At 67.9% G+C, this 14,573-nt stretch carries 14 protein-coding genes and 2 pseudogenes; 11 read left to right on the top strand and 5 right to left on the bottom strand.

What is annotated here, in order from left to right:
* Positions 1-105: 105 nt before the first annotated feature.
* The 3 genes from OC490_RS22440 (at position 106) to OC490_RS22430 (ending at position 3,943) form a co-directional block, all read left to right on the top strand.
* Positions 106-1,251 (top strand): FAD-dependent monooxygenase, encoded by a 1,146-nt coding sequence (locus OC490_RS22440; protein ID WP_262059766.1) that lies wholly within the window; start codon positions 106-108, stop codon positions 1,249-1,251.
* 485 nt (positions 1,252-1,736) lie between these two features.
* Complete coding sequence (locus OC490_RS22435) at positions 1,737-3,092, top strand: MFS transporter (RefSeq protein WP_262059765.1); 1,356 nt, start codon at positions 1,737-1,739, stop codon at positions 3,090-3,092.
* Positions 3,093-3,310: 218 nt separating this feature from the next.
* Positions 3,311-3,943, top strand: coding sequence for an ester cyclase (locus tag OC490_RS22430; protein WP_262059764.1), 633 nt, complete (start codon positions 3,311-3,313; stop codon positions 3,941-3,943).
* A gap of 200 nt (positions 3,944-4,143) precedes the next feature.
* Here OC490_RS22430 and OC490_RS22425 read toward each other — a convergent pair whose 3' ends face one another.
* Positions 4,144-4,464: a TetR-like C-terminal domain-containing protein gene (locus OC490_RS22425; RefSeq protein WP_262059826.1), complete on the bottom strand. Its 321-nt coding sequence runs from the start codon at positions 4,462-4,464 to the stop codon at positions 4,144-4,146.
* Complete coding sequence (locus OC490_RS22420; RefSeq protein WP_262059763.1) at positions 4,465-4,803, bottom strand: TetR/AcrR family transcriptional regulator; 339 nt, start codon at positions 4,801-4,803, stop codon at positions 4,465-4,467.
* 88 nt (positions 4,804-4,891) lie between these two features.
* On the opposite strand from OC490_RS22420, the gene OC490_RS22415 reads away from it, so the two are divergent.
* Complete coding sequence (locus OC490_RS22415) at positions 4,892-5,188, top strand: hypothetical protein (RefSeq protein ID WP_262059762.1); 297 nt, start codon at positions 4,892-4,894, stop codon at positions 5,186-5,188.
* A complete protein-coding gene (locus tag OC490_RS22410) occupies positions 5,088-5,705 on the top strand; it encodes a GntR family transcriptional regulator (RefSeq protein WP_262059825.1) in 618 nt (205 codons plus the stop codon). Before OC490_RS22415 ends, OC490_RS22410 begins: the two co-directional genes overlap by 101 nt.
* 61 nt (positions 5,706-5,766) lie before the next feature.
* Here OC490_RS22410 and OC490_RS22405 read toward each other — a convergent pair whose 3' ends face one another.
* Positions 5,767-7,008 (bottom strand): FAD-dependent monooxygenase, encoded by a 1,242-nt coding sequence (locus OC490_RS22405; protein WP_262059761.1) that lies wholly within the window; start codon positions 7,006-7,008, stop codon positions 5,767-5,769.
* A 171-nt stretch (positions 7,009-7,179) separates the two neighbouring features.
* Between OC490_RS22405 and OC490_RS22400 the strand changes: the two genes are divergently transcribed.
* Positions 7,180-7,515: an ArsR/SmtB family transcription factor gene (locus OC490_RS22400; RefSeq protein ID WP_262059760.1), complete on the top strand. Its 336-nt coding sequence runs from the start codon at positions 7,180-7,182 to the stop codon at positions 7,513-7,515.
* 292 nt (positions 7,516-7,807) lie between these two features.
* Here the strand turns inward: OC490_RS22400 and OC490_RS22390 are convergent, their stop codons facing one another.
* Complete coding sequence (locus OC490_RS22390; protein WP_262059759.1) at positions 7,808-8,203, bottom strand: substrate-binding domain-containing protein; 396 nt, start codon at positions 8,201-8,203, stop codon at positions 7,808-7,810.
* A 47-nt stretch (positions 8,204-8,250) separates the two neighbouring features.
* Between OC490_RS22390 and OC490_RS22385 the strand changes: the two genes are divergently transcribed.
* The 5 genes and pseudogenes from OC490_RS22385 to OC490_RS22365 all read left to right on the top strand — a co-directional run bounded on the left by OC490_RS22385 (position 8,251) and on the right by OC490_RS22365 (position 13,780).
* Positions 8,251-9,342, top strand: a complete 1,092-nt coding sequence (locus OC490_RS22385) for an integrase core domain-containing protein (protein ID WP_262059758.1) — start codon at positions 8,251-8,253, stop codon at positions 9,340-9,342.
* Positions 9,343-9,383: 41 nt separating this feature from the next.
* Entirely contained in the window at positions 9,384-10,064 is a 681-nt protein-coding gene (locus OC490_RS22380) for an ATP-binding protein (protein ID WP_262059757.1), read from the top strand.
* Positions 9,982-10,701, top strand: a complete 720-nt coding sequence (locus OC490_RS22375) for a transposase domain-containing protein (RefSeq protein ID WP_315986691.1) — start codon at positions 9,982-9,984, stop codon at positions 10,699-10,701. Before OC490_RS22380 ends, OC490_RS22375 begins: the two co-directional genes overlap by 83 nt.
* Positions 10,656-11,243 (top strand): annotated as a pseudogene (locus tag OC490_RS22370) (IS3 family transposase); the annotation flags it as partial. The gene OC490_RS22375 and the pseudogene OC490_RS22370, both read left to right, overlap by 46 nt.
* A gap of 527 nt (positions 11,244-11,770) precedes the next feature.
* Positions 11,771-13,780, top strand: coding sequence for a recombinase family protein (locus OC490_RS22365; protein WP_262059755.1), 2,010 nt, complete (start codon positions 11,771-11,773; stop codon positions 13,778-13,780).
* On the opposite strand, the pseudogene OC490_RS22360 reads toward OC490_RS22365, so the two are convergent.
* Positions 13,749-14,570 (bottom strand): annotated as a pseudogene (locus OC490_RS22360) (ABC transporter permease); the annotation flags it as partial. The gene OC490_RS22365 and the pseudogene OC490_RS22360 sit on opposite strands and share 32 nt — an antisense overlap.
* Between the last annotated feature and the right edge of the window lie 3 nt (positions 14,571-14,573).

Raw genomic sequence — 14,573 nt, 5'->3', positions numbered from 1 at the left:
TCTCGGCGCGGACGCCGGTGCCCCACCTGGTCCCTGACCATCGCGGAGCAGGCATGCGCACAGGCCGATGCCTGCCGTCCCCTCCACGTGAAAGGTTGAACCTTCATGCCTTCTCGCAGTGTTCTGATCCTCGGTGCCGGTATCGCCGGCCCCGCACTGGCTTATTGGCTGGCCAGGCACGGCTACAGGCCCACGGTCGTGGAGCAGGCCAGGGAACTGCGTTCCGGCGGCAGCGCCGTCGTCGTCAAGGAGCCGGCCACGGCAGTGGCCGAGAGAATGGGCATCCTGGGGCAGTTGCGTGAGGTGGCCACCAGCGCCGGTTCTCTCGCCCTCCTCGACGCGAGCGGTCGGCAGGTCCTGCACGTCCCGACGACGTCCGAACGGTCCGTCGAGGTGACGCGCGCCGATCTTTCCGCCGTACTCCATCAGGCCGCGGCGAACGAGGCGGAGTTCGTCTTCGACGACACCGTCACCGACATCAGGCAGGACACCGCGGGCGTCGATGTCACCTTCCGCCGGTGCCCACCGCGTCGCTTCGATCTGCTGATCGGCGCCGACGGGGTTCATTCAACGGTGCGCCGACTGGTCTTCGGGCCAGCCGAACGCTTCACCACCGACCTCGGTATGTACGGGGCGACCGTGCCCTTGGAGCCCAGCGCGCTCGACGACCCTGCGGCCATGGTCATGTTGACCGCACCCGGTCGGATGCTGACGGTCCATCCGTCGCGCGGCAACCCTCTTGCGATGTTCACGTTCCGCGGTCGGCGCGTGCCCGGGTACGACCGCCGCGACACCGCGCTCCACAAGCGCATGGTCACCGAGGCCTATGCAGGAGTGGGCTGGCGGGCAGCTGAGCTGGTTCAGGCCTACCAGAACCATCCGGCTCCCTTCTTCGATCCGCTCAGCAACATTCGGATGGACACGTGGTCGCGCGGCCGAGTCGCGCTGCTCGGTGACGCGGCCTCAGCCGTCGCGCTGTTCGGCGACGGCTCCAGCATGGCGATGGCCGGCGCGCATACACTCGCCCAGGCCCTCGCCTCGCACCCCGGTGACCACGCCCGCGCCCTCCAGGTCTACGAGGCGCGGCACCGGCGCCAGGTGGACCCGCGCCACCGCCGCGTCGGACTGATCGCCGCACTCCTGGTCCCGCGCACCCGCCAGGTGCTCGGTGCACGCAACGCCGTCGCGCGCGCCGTTCACCAGGTCACGCACGCGTGGGCCACGGCGCCTCGCGCGGGCGCGCGCGTCTGACGTCGAAGGGGCCGTCCGTCACGAACGGCTGCGTCGCGGTCGGCTCACCGCAAACCCTTGTCGGTCGGTTGAGTTGCGGCTGCTCGATGCGTGTCCACCTTCGCGGCCGTGCCGCGTGATCAGGCCGTTCGCCGACGGCCGCAGCCACGCCGTGGGCAGCCCGTGGCCACTGCCCTGGAACATCCTCTCGGCCGACGACCGGGAATCGCTGGGAGATGCACTGTCCGGTCGTCGGCCGAGAAGTGCACAGTGCCGTCTGCTGTGGCGTTCGGAGAGCAAGCCCGAACGCCACAGCGGCCTGGGCTCCTTTCCCCTTCGTCCTTGCGTCACCGACTCGATCGACTGGCTTGAAGTCGCGCTCCACGTTGTGTCGGGGCCGAAGGTCTTCGCCTGCCCCCGAACGCACCAAGGTACGACTTGCGTCGTACCTGAACCTTCTGTTTAACTCTAGGTATGAATTTCTTCGTACCTAGAGGAGCGGGCCGGTGACCAGTACCGCCAAGCACACCGATGAGGCAGCGAAGCCGACATGGCTCCTGATGCCCGTGATCCTCCTCGCACTGTTCGTCCTGCCCATCAGCATCGCGGGAACCGCGATCGCGCTGCCCGACATCTCGCAGGACCTCGGCGACTCCCCCACCGCCCTGCAGTGGGTCGTCAACGGATTCAACGCTTCGTTCGCTCTGTTCACCCTTGTATGGGGAGCGGTCTCCGACCGCATCGGGCACAAGCGCACCTTCATGATCGGCTCCGCCATCATCCTGATCGCGTCGGCGATCAGCATGGCCGCGACCAACCTGTACGTACTCGACGCCGGGCGTCTGCTCGCCGGTATGGGCGGCGCGGCAGTGGCCATCGGTGGCTCCGCCGTGCTCTCCAACACGTACAGCGGGGCTCAGCGCGCTCGAGCGTTCGCCCTCCTGGGCACCACCATCGGGCTCGGGCTGGCCGCTGGCCCGACCATCTCCGGTGGGCTCGTCACCGCGGTGGGATGGCAGGGCGTCTTCGCTGCCGGCGGGGTCATCTCGATCGTGGCTCTCCTCGCCGGCAGCATTCTGCCCCGCGACGTCAGGCAGCCTGCGCAAGAAGGCCGCAAGCTGGTCGACTTCTCCCCCGTCCGTAACAGGTACTTCCTGGCGGTCATCCTGGTCCCGGTCGCCGGCGCCTTTGGCTACGTGACCCTTCTGACCTACCTGCCCGTCGCTCTGAGCGCGGTCGTCGGCATGAGCGCCGGCCAGGCCGGCCTGTTCATGCTTCCGCTGACGCTGCCGGTGCTCATCGCGCCGATGCTGGCAACAACGCTTGTGCACCGCGTGCGACGGATCACCCCCATGGTGATCATCAATGTCTCACTCGGCGTCCTCGTGCTCGGCGACCTCGGCATGCTGCTGCTCACTCCCGACGTCCCGCTGTGGCTTCTGGTGATCCCCATGGCGCTCCTGGGGTTCGGCTGGGGACTGCCGATCGGTCTCATCGACGGGGAGGCGCTGGCCGCCGTTCCCACCCGCACCGCGGGCGCCGCCGCCGGCGTCCTGAACTTCGTGCGTCTGGGCAGTGAGGCGATTGCCGTGGGCGCCTACGCCGCCGTCACCGCCGCCCTGCTGGCGGCCCGCATCAGCAACCCACACCTCGCTCAGCGCGCAGCGGCAGGAGGCAGCGGGGCCGGCGCGGCGTATACCGAGGTCTTCCACCTGCTGATGATCGCTCTGGCGATTCTGACTGTGCTCCTGGCCGTAGTCATCAACATGCTCCATCGAGCGCACAAGCGGCCGGTGGAGATCGACGTCGCCGCCACAACCGACGAAACGCACGACAATGCCGCCCAGCTCAGCGCGCGCTGAACACTCGTTGCCTGGTGCGTGACCGGAGCACACGGAGGCCGCACCACAGCGTCCGGCGCCGACGTCAGACGGAACCGCACAGCAAAGCCGCCCGCACCCGCAGGCCCGTTGGGGGCTGCGGTGCGGCGGCAACGGCCGATGGATGGCATTGCAGTTGTTAGCTCCAGACGTAAGTTTGCATCTGTAAACGTAGTGTCTATGAACCCCGAGGAACCCTCATGACCACGCATGCGCGCCGCGCCCGGACCACCGTCACCGCCATGGCGATCGCGGCAGCGGCCGTAGCCGGAGTGACCGTCACCGGTCTTTCGCACGCCGGTGCTCAGGCGGACGCTCCGATTTCCAAGACCGTGAAAACAGTGAATGAAGGAGAGACGCAGCCAGTGACTTACCACCCCCATGACACCCGGCTTCCCCGTATGGTCGCCGCCTGGGCTGACGCCTGGAACACCGCCAGCCCGCGAAAGATGGCCGCCTTGTTCACCGAGGACGGCGTCTACCAGGACAACGCCTTCCAGGTCGCCATGACCGGCCCGGCCGGCGCGGCCCAGTGGGTGACCATCACCGAACAGAGCATCAAGAACGCACACGTGGACGTCGTTGACGCTTTCCGCGAGGGCAACAAGATCGCCGTTCGCTGGAACTTCTCCGGCGCCGACACGGGAGCATTCGCCAAGGACCGGTCCGCCACCGGCAAGTCCTTCAAGGTTCCCGTCACCACCGTGATGGACCTCGACGGCGGCAAGATCCAACACCTCACCGACTACTACAACCTCGCCGATCTCCTTCGTCAGGTCGGCCTTCCCGCCGGCGTCTGGACCCCGCCCGGCACTACGGCGCCGACCGCTTGACCTGCCGCCGAAGAACCCTCTCGACTGGCCCTGCGGCGCCCGCCCGGCACGCCACAGTTGAAGGCTGGTAGTCACCCTGGCCGTGGGCGGCTGCCGTCGGGGCCCGCCTGGATTGTCGGCGAGGCTGCTCGAGCGGTGCAAGGCATGGCGCATCCGTCCTTGGCTGCTGTCACGTCCACGGTTCGGCCTGCGGGGCAGACCTATGCGTCGTCGAGGTGGGCGAGCGTGGTGATGATGCGTTCGGCGATGTCCGGCGGCCACGGAAAGGCAACGGTTGCCGACCGCTGGTGGGCGAGCCCGTGCAGGCCGAGCCACAGGGCGACGGCGTCGGCGGTCAGGTCGGTACTGGTCGCGCAGCCCGCAGAGACGCAGTCGCCAAGGGTGTCCGCGAGAGGCGCCAAGCTCGCGCTGCCGAGCGAGGACACATCGCTGCCGGTGACCGACCCGTTGTCGAGGTCGGGCATCCAGACTCCACCGAACATCGTGCGGTAGCGCCCGGGATACTTGTCCGCGAAGCCCAGCTAGGCGCCGCACACGGCAAACAGCCGTTCCCTGGCACCTCCGTCGGCGGCGTCCAGGGCGCTGCGCAACTCGGTTTCAAGCATCGCGAAAGCCTGCTGCACAACGGCCAGCATGATGCTCGGCTGGTCGGGGAAGTGGCGGTAGATCGAGGGGGCGGCGACTCCCACACGGCGGGCGATGGAGCGCAGAGTGACGCTGCTTTCGTCGCCGGTCTCCTCGAGCAGCTCGACCGCCGCGGCCACGATGTCGTCGCGCAGGCGGCCCCCCTCCCCCCTGCGGTTACGGGCCCGGGCGGTCCCCGGCGGAGGCGAGGTCGGCGTCGGGGCGCCTTCTCCCATGGCGTCATCTTACGCAGAAAAACTTACATGTGTTCTCGTTTGCGACAGGAGAGTTAACATATGCATCCTTACGGATGTTAGGTAATTGATGGACTCGGTGCGTGACGCATTCGTGGCGCTGTCGGCAGGCGAGTTCGAGATGCCGATCCGTACGGCATTGCGCGACGGACAGTTCCTCGGCATGTCCGCCCATCACCGTCCCTCGGGAACGGCGATGTTCAAGACGCTCAGCCTGAACTTCGCCGGCCGGCAGCCGGCAATCGCGGGAACAGGTCTCGGCCGCGCTGCGTGCCGCGCTGATCGCGGGGCAGCTGCGTCCTGGCATCGTCTACTCGGCACCGACGCTCGGCGAGATGTTCGGGGTGTCGGCGACCCCGGTGCGTGAGGCGATCCTCGACCTCGTCCGTGAGGGACTGGTCGAGGTGCAGCGCAACAAGGGCTTCCGCGTGACCGACCTGAGCGAAGAACAGCTCGACGAGTTCGCGCAGGTCCGGTTGATGCTAGAGGTGCCGACGATGGGGCTCGTCGCGTCCTTGGCCCGGGACTCGGCAGTCGCGGCGAATCTCGAGGGGCTGCGCCCCGGAGCCGAGGGGATCGTCCGAGCGGCCGCCGCGAGCGACCTCGTCAGATTCATCGAGCTCGACACTGAGTTCCACGCCCACTTCCTGTCACTGGCCGGCAACTCCGAGGTCGTTCGCATCGTCCGGGACCTTCGCAACCGGAGTCGGCTCTACGGTCTCGATGCCGTCGCGCGCGCGGGCATTCTGGGTCGGAACGCCGAAGAACACAGCGAGATGATCGACCTGGCGCTGTCGGGAGATCGCGAGAAATTGGAAGCTCTCGTCGCGCGGCACATCGGGCACGTCAGGAACCTCTGGGCCGGCGTCGCGGACAAGTCGTAGTCACGGACTTGCGGGTGGAGACCCCCCAGTTCAAGCGACTCCCCGCATCGGCGATGACCTACTACGCCGAGCCGGGCTCGTCGGACATGGCGGCGCCGACCCGGCTGAGAGCTACCGCGGAGCTGCGCACCGACCGGTGACCGGCCGGTGCGGACTCGGTCCACCGGTTCGCGGCTTCGCGAGAGGCGATCCGGTTCGTGCGACCGACCGCGCGGCCCACCGCGTTGCGCGCCGCGAGGCCCGGCCGGGTGCGGGGCACCATGAGCCTGGAGAGCAGACCGACGCGTCGCTGCCGCGGACCTACCTCACGGCGGAGCCGCGACTCGTAGGCGGCGAAGGCGCGGGCGTGATCACCGGGATGGGTGGCGAGCTCTTCTGCAAGGGCGTACGCGCCCGCCATCGCCATGCTGGACCCGTCACCCAGCAGGGCTGTCGCCGCCGCGTCCCCGAGCAGTACGACCCGTCCGCGGGACCACGAGGGCACCCGGATGGTGGTCAGGGGGTCGAGGAACGGAGCCGGGTGGTCGAGGAACGCCGCCACGAGTTCCGGTGCCCGCCACCACCGCACGTCGGCGTAGGCGTCGGCCACGGTCTGCTTGTGAAGGGCGATGTTCTTGCGGTCGTGGGGCGCCGGCTGTGCGGCCCGGAAGGTGAAGATCGCGAGCGGAGTGGTCCGCGAGGGGTGGACGACCAGCATGCGGTTCGGCACAGTCAGCATCGTCATCTCGCTCGGGCCCTCGATGGTGTTGGGTTCCAGCGGCACGGTCGCGCCGTACAGGCCCAGGTCGCTCACGAACTGCCGCTCGGGTCCGAATACCAGGCGCCGTACGGTGGAGTGCATCCCGTCGGCACCGACTACCAAGTCGAAGCGCCGCGGCGCGGACCGCCGGAAGGTGACGTCGACCCCATCTCCGTCCTGGTCGAGAGCGGTGACCGTGTCGTCGAACAAGAACTCGGCCTCGGTCTGCGTCGACCGGTGGAGCACCTCGGACAGGTCGGCTCGGGTCACCTCGACCGTCGGCGTCTCGTCCGAGGTAAGCGGGAGTTGCAGGATTCGCCTGCCGCTGGGGTCGAGCAGGGTCAGTGACCGATTGCGGGTGGCGAGCCCGCGGAGCTGCGGGAGGATGCCCATGCGGTCGGCGACCGGGATCGCGGGCCCCTTCACGACGATCGGGCCACCACCGGAGCGCAATTGCCGGGCATGTTCGACGACCGTCGGCCGGTAGCCATTCCGGGAGAGCCAGTACGCGAGTGCGGGCCCTGCGATTCCGGCACCGACTATCAGCACCTCGGGCTTCTTCATGACGATGACCTCTCGGAGTGTCGATGACCAGATCCCCGGCGAGTGCCGGGGACGGGTCTCAGGGCGCGGCGGCACGGGGCAGCGCAATCGAACCAAGGTACGAAATATTTCGTACCTTGGTGGAGCGCATCCTTAAGGTATGATGCAAGTCGTACCTGAAGGGGGTGCCGCGTGACCGGGAAGAACCTGGTCGGCCCGGAGGCCGATGCGCTCGATCTGGGTGCGGTGTTTCGCGCCCTCGCCGACGAGCACCGTCGTTCGGTGTTGACGCAGTTGGCCGCCGACCGCAGCGACAATGAGCGGGGCTGCAACTCGTTCGATCTTCCGATCTCGAAGCAGACCCAGACCCACCACTTCCGTGTCCTGCGCGAGGCAGGTCTCATTGACGAGATCGACTACGGCAACCGCAAGGGCATCCGTCTACGACGCGCGGACATCGAGAAGAGATTCCCCGGGCTGCTCGCCCTCCTGGGAGCAGAGCCTCCGGGTGATACAGCTCCTCGCTAACCACAGGTGCGCACAAGTGTTCGCCCTGTGGTCCCTCGGCTCCGGGATTGCGTGCTTGATCCGTCTTCGCGCAGACAGCGCCTGTTACGGCGAGAGTCGTACGCCTTGTCACCGCTGACGTGACCGGGCGGGATGCGGGCCTGCTCGCCCTGCGGGCGAATACTGCAACTCTCGAATACCGACACTCCACCAGTGCGACTGCCGAACCCAACCGGGACCAGGCAACGGCATCAACACGCCCTCGCGGCGAAACTTGTCGAGTGTCCAAGATCACGGGGAAACATACGCGGGTTTATCCGGATTCTCGGACGATCACCCGAGCCGGTCGCGACGCGGTGTCCGCCGGCGGCAGGCCCAGCGCGGTGCGTGCGGCGTCGCGGCCGATGGCCTCCGCGTCGATGTGCACGGTGGTGAGAGCGGGCGAGAAGAGCGCTCCGTGCGGGGTGTCGTCGAACCCGATGACGGCGAGGTCGTCCGGTGCCCGCAGTCCGAGGCGCCGCATCGCGGCGAGCGTGACGAGGGCGAGGTCGTCGTTGTAGGCGAGGACGGCTGTGACGTTGGGGTGTTCGGTACGGAACGCCCGTAGCCGCTCCTCGGCGGTGTCGAGGGTGCCGGGCAGGACGAGTGTCGAGCAGTCGGGCAGGCCCGCGGCTTGCGTGGCCCGCCGGATCAGCCTGTAGGGTGCCATAACTAACGTACCGCTCCTGAGCAGGCATTTTGTGAGTACAGTCGATCATGGCAAGCTCGGGCTGCGTGGCTCTGCGCATGCTCTACCTGGTCTTCCTCAGGCTCCTTGGACTGCTCCTGTGGCTGTCGCGATCGGAGGACGCCAAGGACGTCGAGTTGCTGGCACTGCGCCATGAGAACACGGTGCTGCGCCGTCGGCTCGGCGTTCGGCCGCGGCTGACCTGGCCGGAGCGCGCCGTGCTTGCCGCACTCGCCCGGCACCTGCCGGGCCCGCTGCGCCGACACCGCCTGGTCACCCCCGCCACGCTGCTGTCCTGGCACCGCCGACTGGTGCGCTGGAAGTGGAGGCAGAAGCCCGCGCGCACGGGCCGGCCGCCTGTCCCCGAGGAGATCACCGGCCTGATCCTGCGCCTGGCCCGGGAGAACCCGGTCTGGGGCTCGACCCGCATCCAGGGCGAGCTGCGACGCCTCGGGCACCGCGTCGGCGCGTCCACCGTCCGCCGCATCCTGCGCAGCGCCGGTCTCGGCCCCGCACCCCGGCGAAGCCGAGGCGCCCCGACCTGGCGCGAGTTCGTGCGTGCCCAGGCCGGCGGTCTGCTCGCCGCCGACTTCTTCCATGTGGACACCGCGGGCCTGAGCAGGCTGTACGCCTTCTTCGTCATGGAGGTCGGCAGCCGCACCGTGTACATCCTCGGTGTCACCGCCCACCCGACCGCGGCCTGGGCCACCCAGCTCGCCCGCAACCTCCTCGCCGGCCTCGGCGAACGGGCGTCCGGCTTCCGATACCTCCTTCGCGACCGCGACAGCCGCTACACCCAGGCCTTCGATGCCGTCTTCACCGTCGACGGCATCGAGATCCTCAAGACCGCGCCACAGGCACCGAAGATGAACGCCCACGCCGAGAGGTTCATACGCAGCGTGCGAGCCGAGTGCACCGACCGGATACTTCTCTACAACGAGCAGCACGCCCGGCACGTGCTCATCGAGTACGGCGCGCACTACAACACCGGCAGGCCCCACCGGGCACTGTACCTGCGCGCCCCCGCCGACGACCCCGACGTTATTCCCTTCCCTGCCCAGCGCGTCCATCGCCACAAGGTCCTCGGCGGACTCATCCACGAGTACCGCAACACCGCTTGAAGAAGAACACGACAGGTGGCGAACGCCCAGCTCACTGCCCCGTGCGGGGCTTTTGGAACCCCACCCGGGCCTGCGCCGAGTTGACGAGGGCGCTGCTGTCGGCCGTCCCCGAGCTGTATGTCCTGGCGACGAGGCGTCACGCGCTGGACATCACGGGTGAGCATGTCCTCGCGGTTCCTCCGCTCTCTCTGGAGGAGGCGGTGAGCCTGTTGCAGGATCGGGCCGTCGCGGTCCGGCCGGGGTTCCAGGTCAGCGAGGCGAATCGGGAGCGGGTCCGTCGGCTGTGCGCCGATCTGGACGGGCTGTCGCTGGCGATCGAGCTCGCCGCGTCCCGGTTGCGTGCCCTCACCGGCGATCAGTTGGCGGACCGGGTGGGGGACCGGTTCGCGTTGCTCACCAGCCGGGGTCCGGCCGCGTTGCCGTATCAGCGCACGCTGCGCGGGACGATCGACTGGAGTTATGAGCTGTGTACCCCGGGCGAGCGGTTGCTGTGGAACAGGCTGTCCGTCTGCGCCGGAGGCTTCGCACTGGACGCAGTCGAGGGTGTCTGCGTGGGGGACGGGATCGTCGAGGGCGAGGTGCTCGATCGGCTGGTCGTCCAGTCCGTCGTCCTGACGACGGACGCATGCAACCTCATCTGTGTCGCCGGCTGGATCGCCGACCCGACACCCGCCCGACGCCGATCAACACGCTTCCACGCCCTCTGCACCGCCACCGCATAGGCACACAAGATCACCAACAGAGTCATGCCGTTGCGCTAGCTTGCGGGCGTACGCTGCTGTGCAGTGTCCCGGGGGGGCTGCAAGTGTCTCTGAGTTATCGGTTTTAGGCCTGCTGACCTGGGTGTATCCGCCAGGTCTGGTGGATCGGGTGGTGGCTGCGTGCGGTCGTGCGGAGCTACGCAAGCGCCTGCTCCCGGCCCGGCTGGTGGTGTATTTCGTGCTGGGGCTGGCCTTGTTCTCGCCGGCTCCGTATCTGGACGTGATGCGGCATCTGGTCGAGGGACTGCGGGGCCTGGGACTGCTGGGCGCCTGGCGTGTCCCGGCGAAGTCGTCGCTGTTCAGGGCCCGGCAGCGGCTGGGTCCAGACCCGCTGCGGGTGCTGTTCACCACGACCGCGAAACCGATGGGTGGCGAAGCCACCCCGGGCTCCTTCTGGCGCGGGCTGCGACTGCTGGCGGTGGACGGGACCTGCTGGGACGTCGCCGACAGTCCGGCCAATGAGGCTGCCTTCGCACGCCCCGGAAACAGCCGCGGCCCCGGCAAGAGCTCCTTTCCCCAGGTGCGGATGGCCTGCCTGGTGGAGGTCGGCACCGCACCACCGTCCGCGACCCGGCCGCGGCCAGGGCTCCGGACCTGATCGGCCGCAACTTCACCGCCTATACCCCGAACACGAAGTACATCGGCGACATCACCTACCTGCCCATCGACGGCGGGAAGTTCTGCTACCTGGCGACCGTCGTCGACCTCGCTTCGCGCCGCCTGGCCGGCTGGGCGATCGCCGACCACATGCGCGCGGACCTCGTCACTGATGCTCTGGCCGCAGGGCTCCGCACCCGTGGCAGCCTCGCCGGATCGATCATGCATACCGACCACGGAGCCCGGTACACGAGCAGGGCATTCGCCGAAGCATGCAGGCCAGCAGGGATACGGAGGAGCATGAGCGCGGTCTGGTCCGGCGCGGACAACGTACTCGCCGAGTCCTTCAACGCGACCTTCAAACGCGAGACGCTCCAAGGCCGAAAGAGCTGGCCGGACGAGCACCAGGCCCGACTCGACCCTTTTCGGCGGCTCAACCGCTACAACACGCGACGCCGCCACTCCCGCCTCGGACAAAGCAGTCCCATCGCCTACGAGGCAACCCTCGACACGACATCAACTACCCTGGCCCAAGCCGCATAGCCCGTGTCCAACATTCCGGGTCAAGGCCCCTCTGACCAGGGCGTGGTCGCGCCAACGGCGGAAGAAGGCATACGTCCGGTCCCACGGTGGGAAGCCGGCCGGCACGCCCACTTGATGCCGTTGTCCACGAGGTAGCGGATCGCGTCCAGCAGCGTGTGGTGGCAGTATCCCTCCGGCCGGCCGGCCGCCCCGCCCGCGCATCCAGCCCGGTACCGGCAGCAGCGGCTGGACCTCGGCCCACTCCGCGTCCGACATGTCCGTCGGGTACCGGCGCTGACGTTCGGGCCGGTCGGCGGCGTTGCCGTACACGTGCGCGAGGCAATCACACGTTGGAGCGGCCGAGTTGGACCGCCCAGCCATCGACACGGAAGACTGCAGCACACAGGCCTTCTGTTGCTCTATGGATTCGACACCCACGAGCTGTTCAGGAGGCCCCGACTTCATGCCCTGGCCACGAAAGGATCACCCGACCGGGAATCCGCGTTCGACCGCCACCGCTCAAGATCGAAAAGAAAACAGCTTCTGACATGCATCAGGTTCTCACGAACCCGGACAACAGTGAGCTTCAGGCAATCTTGGACGAGATCGGTGTGGTCTTCCAGGTGCCAAGTCCCGGGCAGCTGCGGGCCGTGGCCTACCTCCGGGTGTCCACCGAGGACCAGAAGAAAGGATACGGCCTGTCGTACACCCTCAAGCGAGTCCTGAAGCACCTCGCGAAGAAGGGGCACGCCCTCGTCGGGATCTACGCCGACGGCGGCTTCAGCGGAAGCCTGGAGGCGCACGAGCGTCCTGACCTGGCTCGCCTCATGGAGGCGGGCCGACGGCGTGATACACCCTTTGACCTTGTGTGCGTCGCCGAAGCGCGAGCCATCGGCCGCCGGGACCGGGCCTTCTGGCCCTGGGTCTGGGAACTTGAGGACCTGGGCGTATACACCAGCGTGGTCAAGGGGGACTACGACAACAGCACGGCCGAAGGCCGGTCCAGGATGCGCAAGGACGCGGACAAGGCCGAAGACGAGCGCGAGACGATCCGCGATCGCACCCAGGCTGGTCTCCAGGAAAAGGCCGAAGACGGCGGCTACACCGGAGGCTTCGTCCCCACGGGGTATGAGGTGCTGAATCAGGGCGTCAAGGGAGAGTCCCGACTCGGTCTCAAGGCGGCAGACCTCCCGACCCTTCGACGCGGACGCAAGGTCTTTGTTCAGCAACTGAATTGGTCGGACACGGCGGCCATCCTCAACGGAGAGGGGCTCTTCACCAAGAGCGGCAAGCGCTGGACGGGCGAGAACCTTCAGCACGTCTTGCTTGGGGACGCGGTTCTCAGGTCGCGCATCGTCTTTCGGAAGACATCCAAGGCGAAGCTCGACCGTGACGGCAACCCGATGTACGGCGAGTCCGTCGTGATTGAGCTGCCCCCCGTCTTCACGCCGGAGGAAGTCGCAGAGCTGGAGGCAGCGGTAGACCTCGCCAAAAAAGGCCCTCCCGTCAGTCGGGGGCGCGTGTACTTGCTGAGTGGGCGCATGATCTCACTGTGCGGACATCACTACACCGGTCACCTGTCCAACGGCAGGACTGCGGGATACCGGTGCAATGGGTCCGCCTCGGCCGGAGGTCCTGGCTGCACGTGCAACTTCCTTGAGGCCGAGGTCACCGAGGCGGCGATGTGGAGCACGTTCTCTGCCGCATTGGGTGACAAGGAGCACCTGCGCAAGGTGGCTTCCGACTGGATAAGTATCAACCAGGGCAAGAATATCGACCACGCTGAGCGGATTGCTGATCTGGAGAGGCGGATCACGGCGCTTCGGCGTGCGAAGAACCTCACCATGTCCATGGCCATCCGTGAGGCCATCGCCGAGGGTGCGAGCGACGCGGACGCGGAGCAGGCCGCTGCTGCGGCAGTCCGGTCTATGAACCGGGAGCTGACCAGCCTGGAGAGGCTGAAGGCAGAGACGGCCGCGGGGCAGGCGGAATGCGAGGCTGCCGGCCATCGGGCGCGGGACCTCATGGAGATGGCGGAACGGGCACACAGGCAGATGGTGGGGAACCTGTCGCCGACGCAGAAGCGTCGGCTTCTGGAGCTGCTGGATACCACGGTGACGGTCACCGAGGAGGCCCCCAACGGGCGGCAGGGTGCACCCTGCACCTTGGCCGCCTGGTTCCGGGAACGGGAGAGGCCCGTTCCCGTCCTGACCGATGACGGGTGGGAGTCTGTTGCCCATCTCTTCCCCCGGCTGCGCAAGAGCGAGCCCCGCACGGTGGTGGAAGCACTGCTGCACAAGGCGTGTGCCGGGCTTCAGTGGTCGCAGATGCCCGACGTGTACGGACCTCAGACGCTCATCCGGAACCACTGGAACCGCTGGAGCAGGAACGGGTTGTGGGAGCAGGCCATGGGCGTGCTGGCCGATGCCGAAGGCAGGGAGGCCTTCCGTCCCTGGAGGGCGCCGTCCATGTCCATCAGGACGTGGGTCATCCCGGAACTGCTTCTGGGGGCAGAACAGAACTCAAGATCTTCGGTAAGCCCAACATCACGTATTTGATGACGTCGAGGAAGCCGCCCAGGTCGGCGGCGGCCGACTTGGCCTGCTCGTCGGCGGTCTTGATGTCGTAGGAGCCGGACGAACCGATCGCGGCGGCCACCCGCTGCTTGAGTACGGCGTCGTCGACACCCTTCGCCGCGTCCACCGAGATGCTCGTGGCGCGGTCGGAGGCGCCCAGCAGCTGGGACTTCGCGGTGGCGGGGTCGAGGAAGACCAGCGCGGCACCGGGGTTGGTGGTGGTGAAGGTGGCGATGCCGACGATCTCGACCTTGAAGCTGCCGGGCTGCGCTTGCACGGTCAGCGTGTCGCCGATCTTCACGTGCTTGTTGTCGGCGGTGTCCGCGTCCAGGAGGGCCTGGCCGGCGCCCTGCGGGGCGTGGCCCGAGGTCAGTTTCACCGGGCTGCGGTCGGTGAGGTACCAGTCGGTGGCGATGGTGGGCGCGCCCGTGGTCGGCCCGACCGACTTGTCCTTGCTGTCGACGACCACGATGTTCTGCACGGACACGTCGGCGTGCGTCGCGGCGACGCCGGCCACCTTCGCCACCTGTCCGGCCAGCGCGGCGGGCACGGTCTCGGTCGCGCCGGTGGGCACCGAGGACTTGAGGTCCTGCTTCGGTTCCACGGTCACATCGGCGGACGTGGACGCGAAGAGCCGGTCGAAGGTGCTGGTCACCGTGTCGGAGAAGATCAGGCTGCCGGCCACGAACGCGACGGACAGCACGACGGCCAGGGCCGACAGCAGCAGCCTTCCCTTGTGCGCGAGGAAGCTCCGGAGGGTCGCCTTCAGCACGGG

Source organism: Streptomyces sp. STR69, from assembly GCF_024519455.1.
Taxonomy (GTDB): domain Bacteria; phylum Actinomycetota; class Actinomycetes; order Streptomycetales; family Streptomycetaceae; genus Streptomyces.
This window is presented reverse-complemented; position numbering and strand designations above follow the sequence as displayed.

What these genes read in the sequence shown, in the direction of transcription:
- OC490_RS22365 (WP_262059755.1), top strand. Translation starts at nt 11,771, where the DNA reads ATGCATCAGGTTCTCACGAACCCGGACAACAGTGAGCTTCAGGCAATC.
- OC490_RS22430 (WP_262059764.1), top strand. Translation starts at nt 3,311, where the DNA reads ATGACCACGCATGCGCGCCGCGCCCGGACCACCGTCACCGCCATGGCG.
- OC490_RS22390 (WP_262059759.1), bottom strand. Translation starts at nt 8,203, where the DNA reads ATGGCACCCTACAGGCTGATCCGGCGGGCCACGCAAGCCGCGGGCCTG.
- OC490_RS22420 (WP_262059763.1), bottom strand. Translation starts at nt 4,803, where the DNA reads ATGGGAGAAGGCGCCCCGACGCCGACCTCGCCTCCGCCGGGGACCGCC.
- OC490_RS22415 (WP_262059762.1), top strand. Translation starts at nt 4,892, where the DNA reads ATGGACTCGGTGCGTGACGCATTCGTGGCGCTGTCGGCAGGCGAGTTC.
- OC490_RS22405 (WP_262059761.1), bottom strand. Translation starts at nt 7,008, where the DNA reads ATGAAGAAGCCCGAGGTGCTGATAGTCGGTGCCGGAATCGCAGGGCCC.
- OC490_RS22440 (WP_262059766.1), top strand. Translation starts at nt 106, where the DNA reads ATGCCTTCTCGCAGTGTTCTGATCCTCGGTGCCGGTATCGCCGGCCCC.
- OC490_RS22385 (WP_262059758.1), top strand. Translation starts at nt 8,251, where the DNA reads ATGGCAAGCTCGGGCTGCGTGGCTCTGCGCATGCTCTACCTGGTCTTC.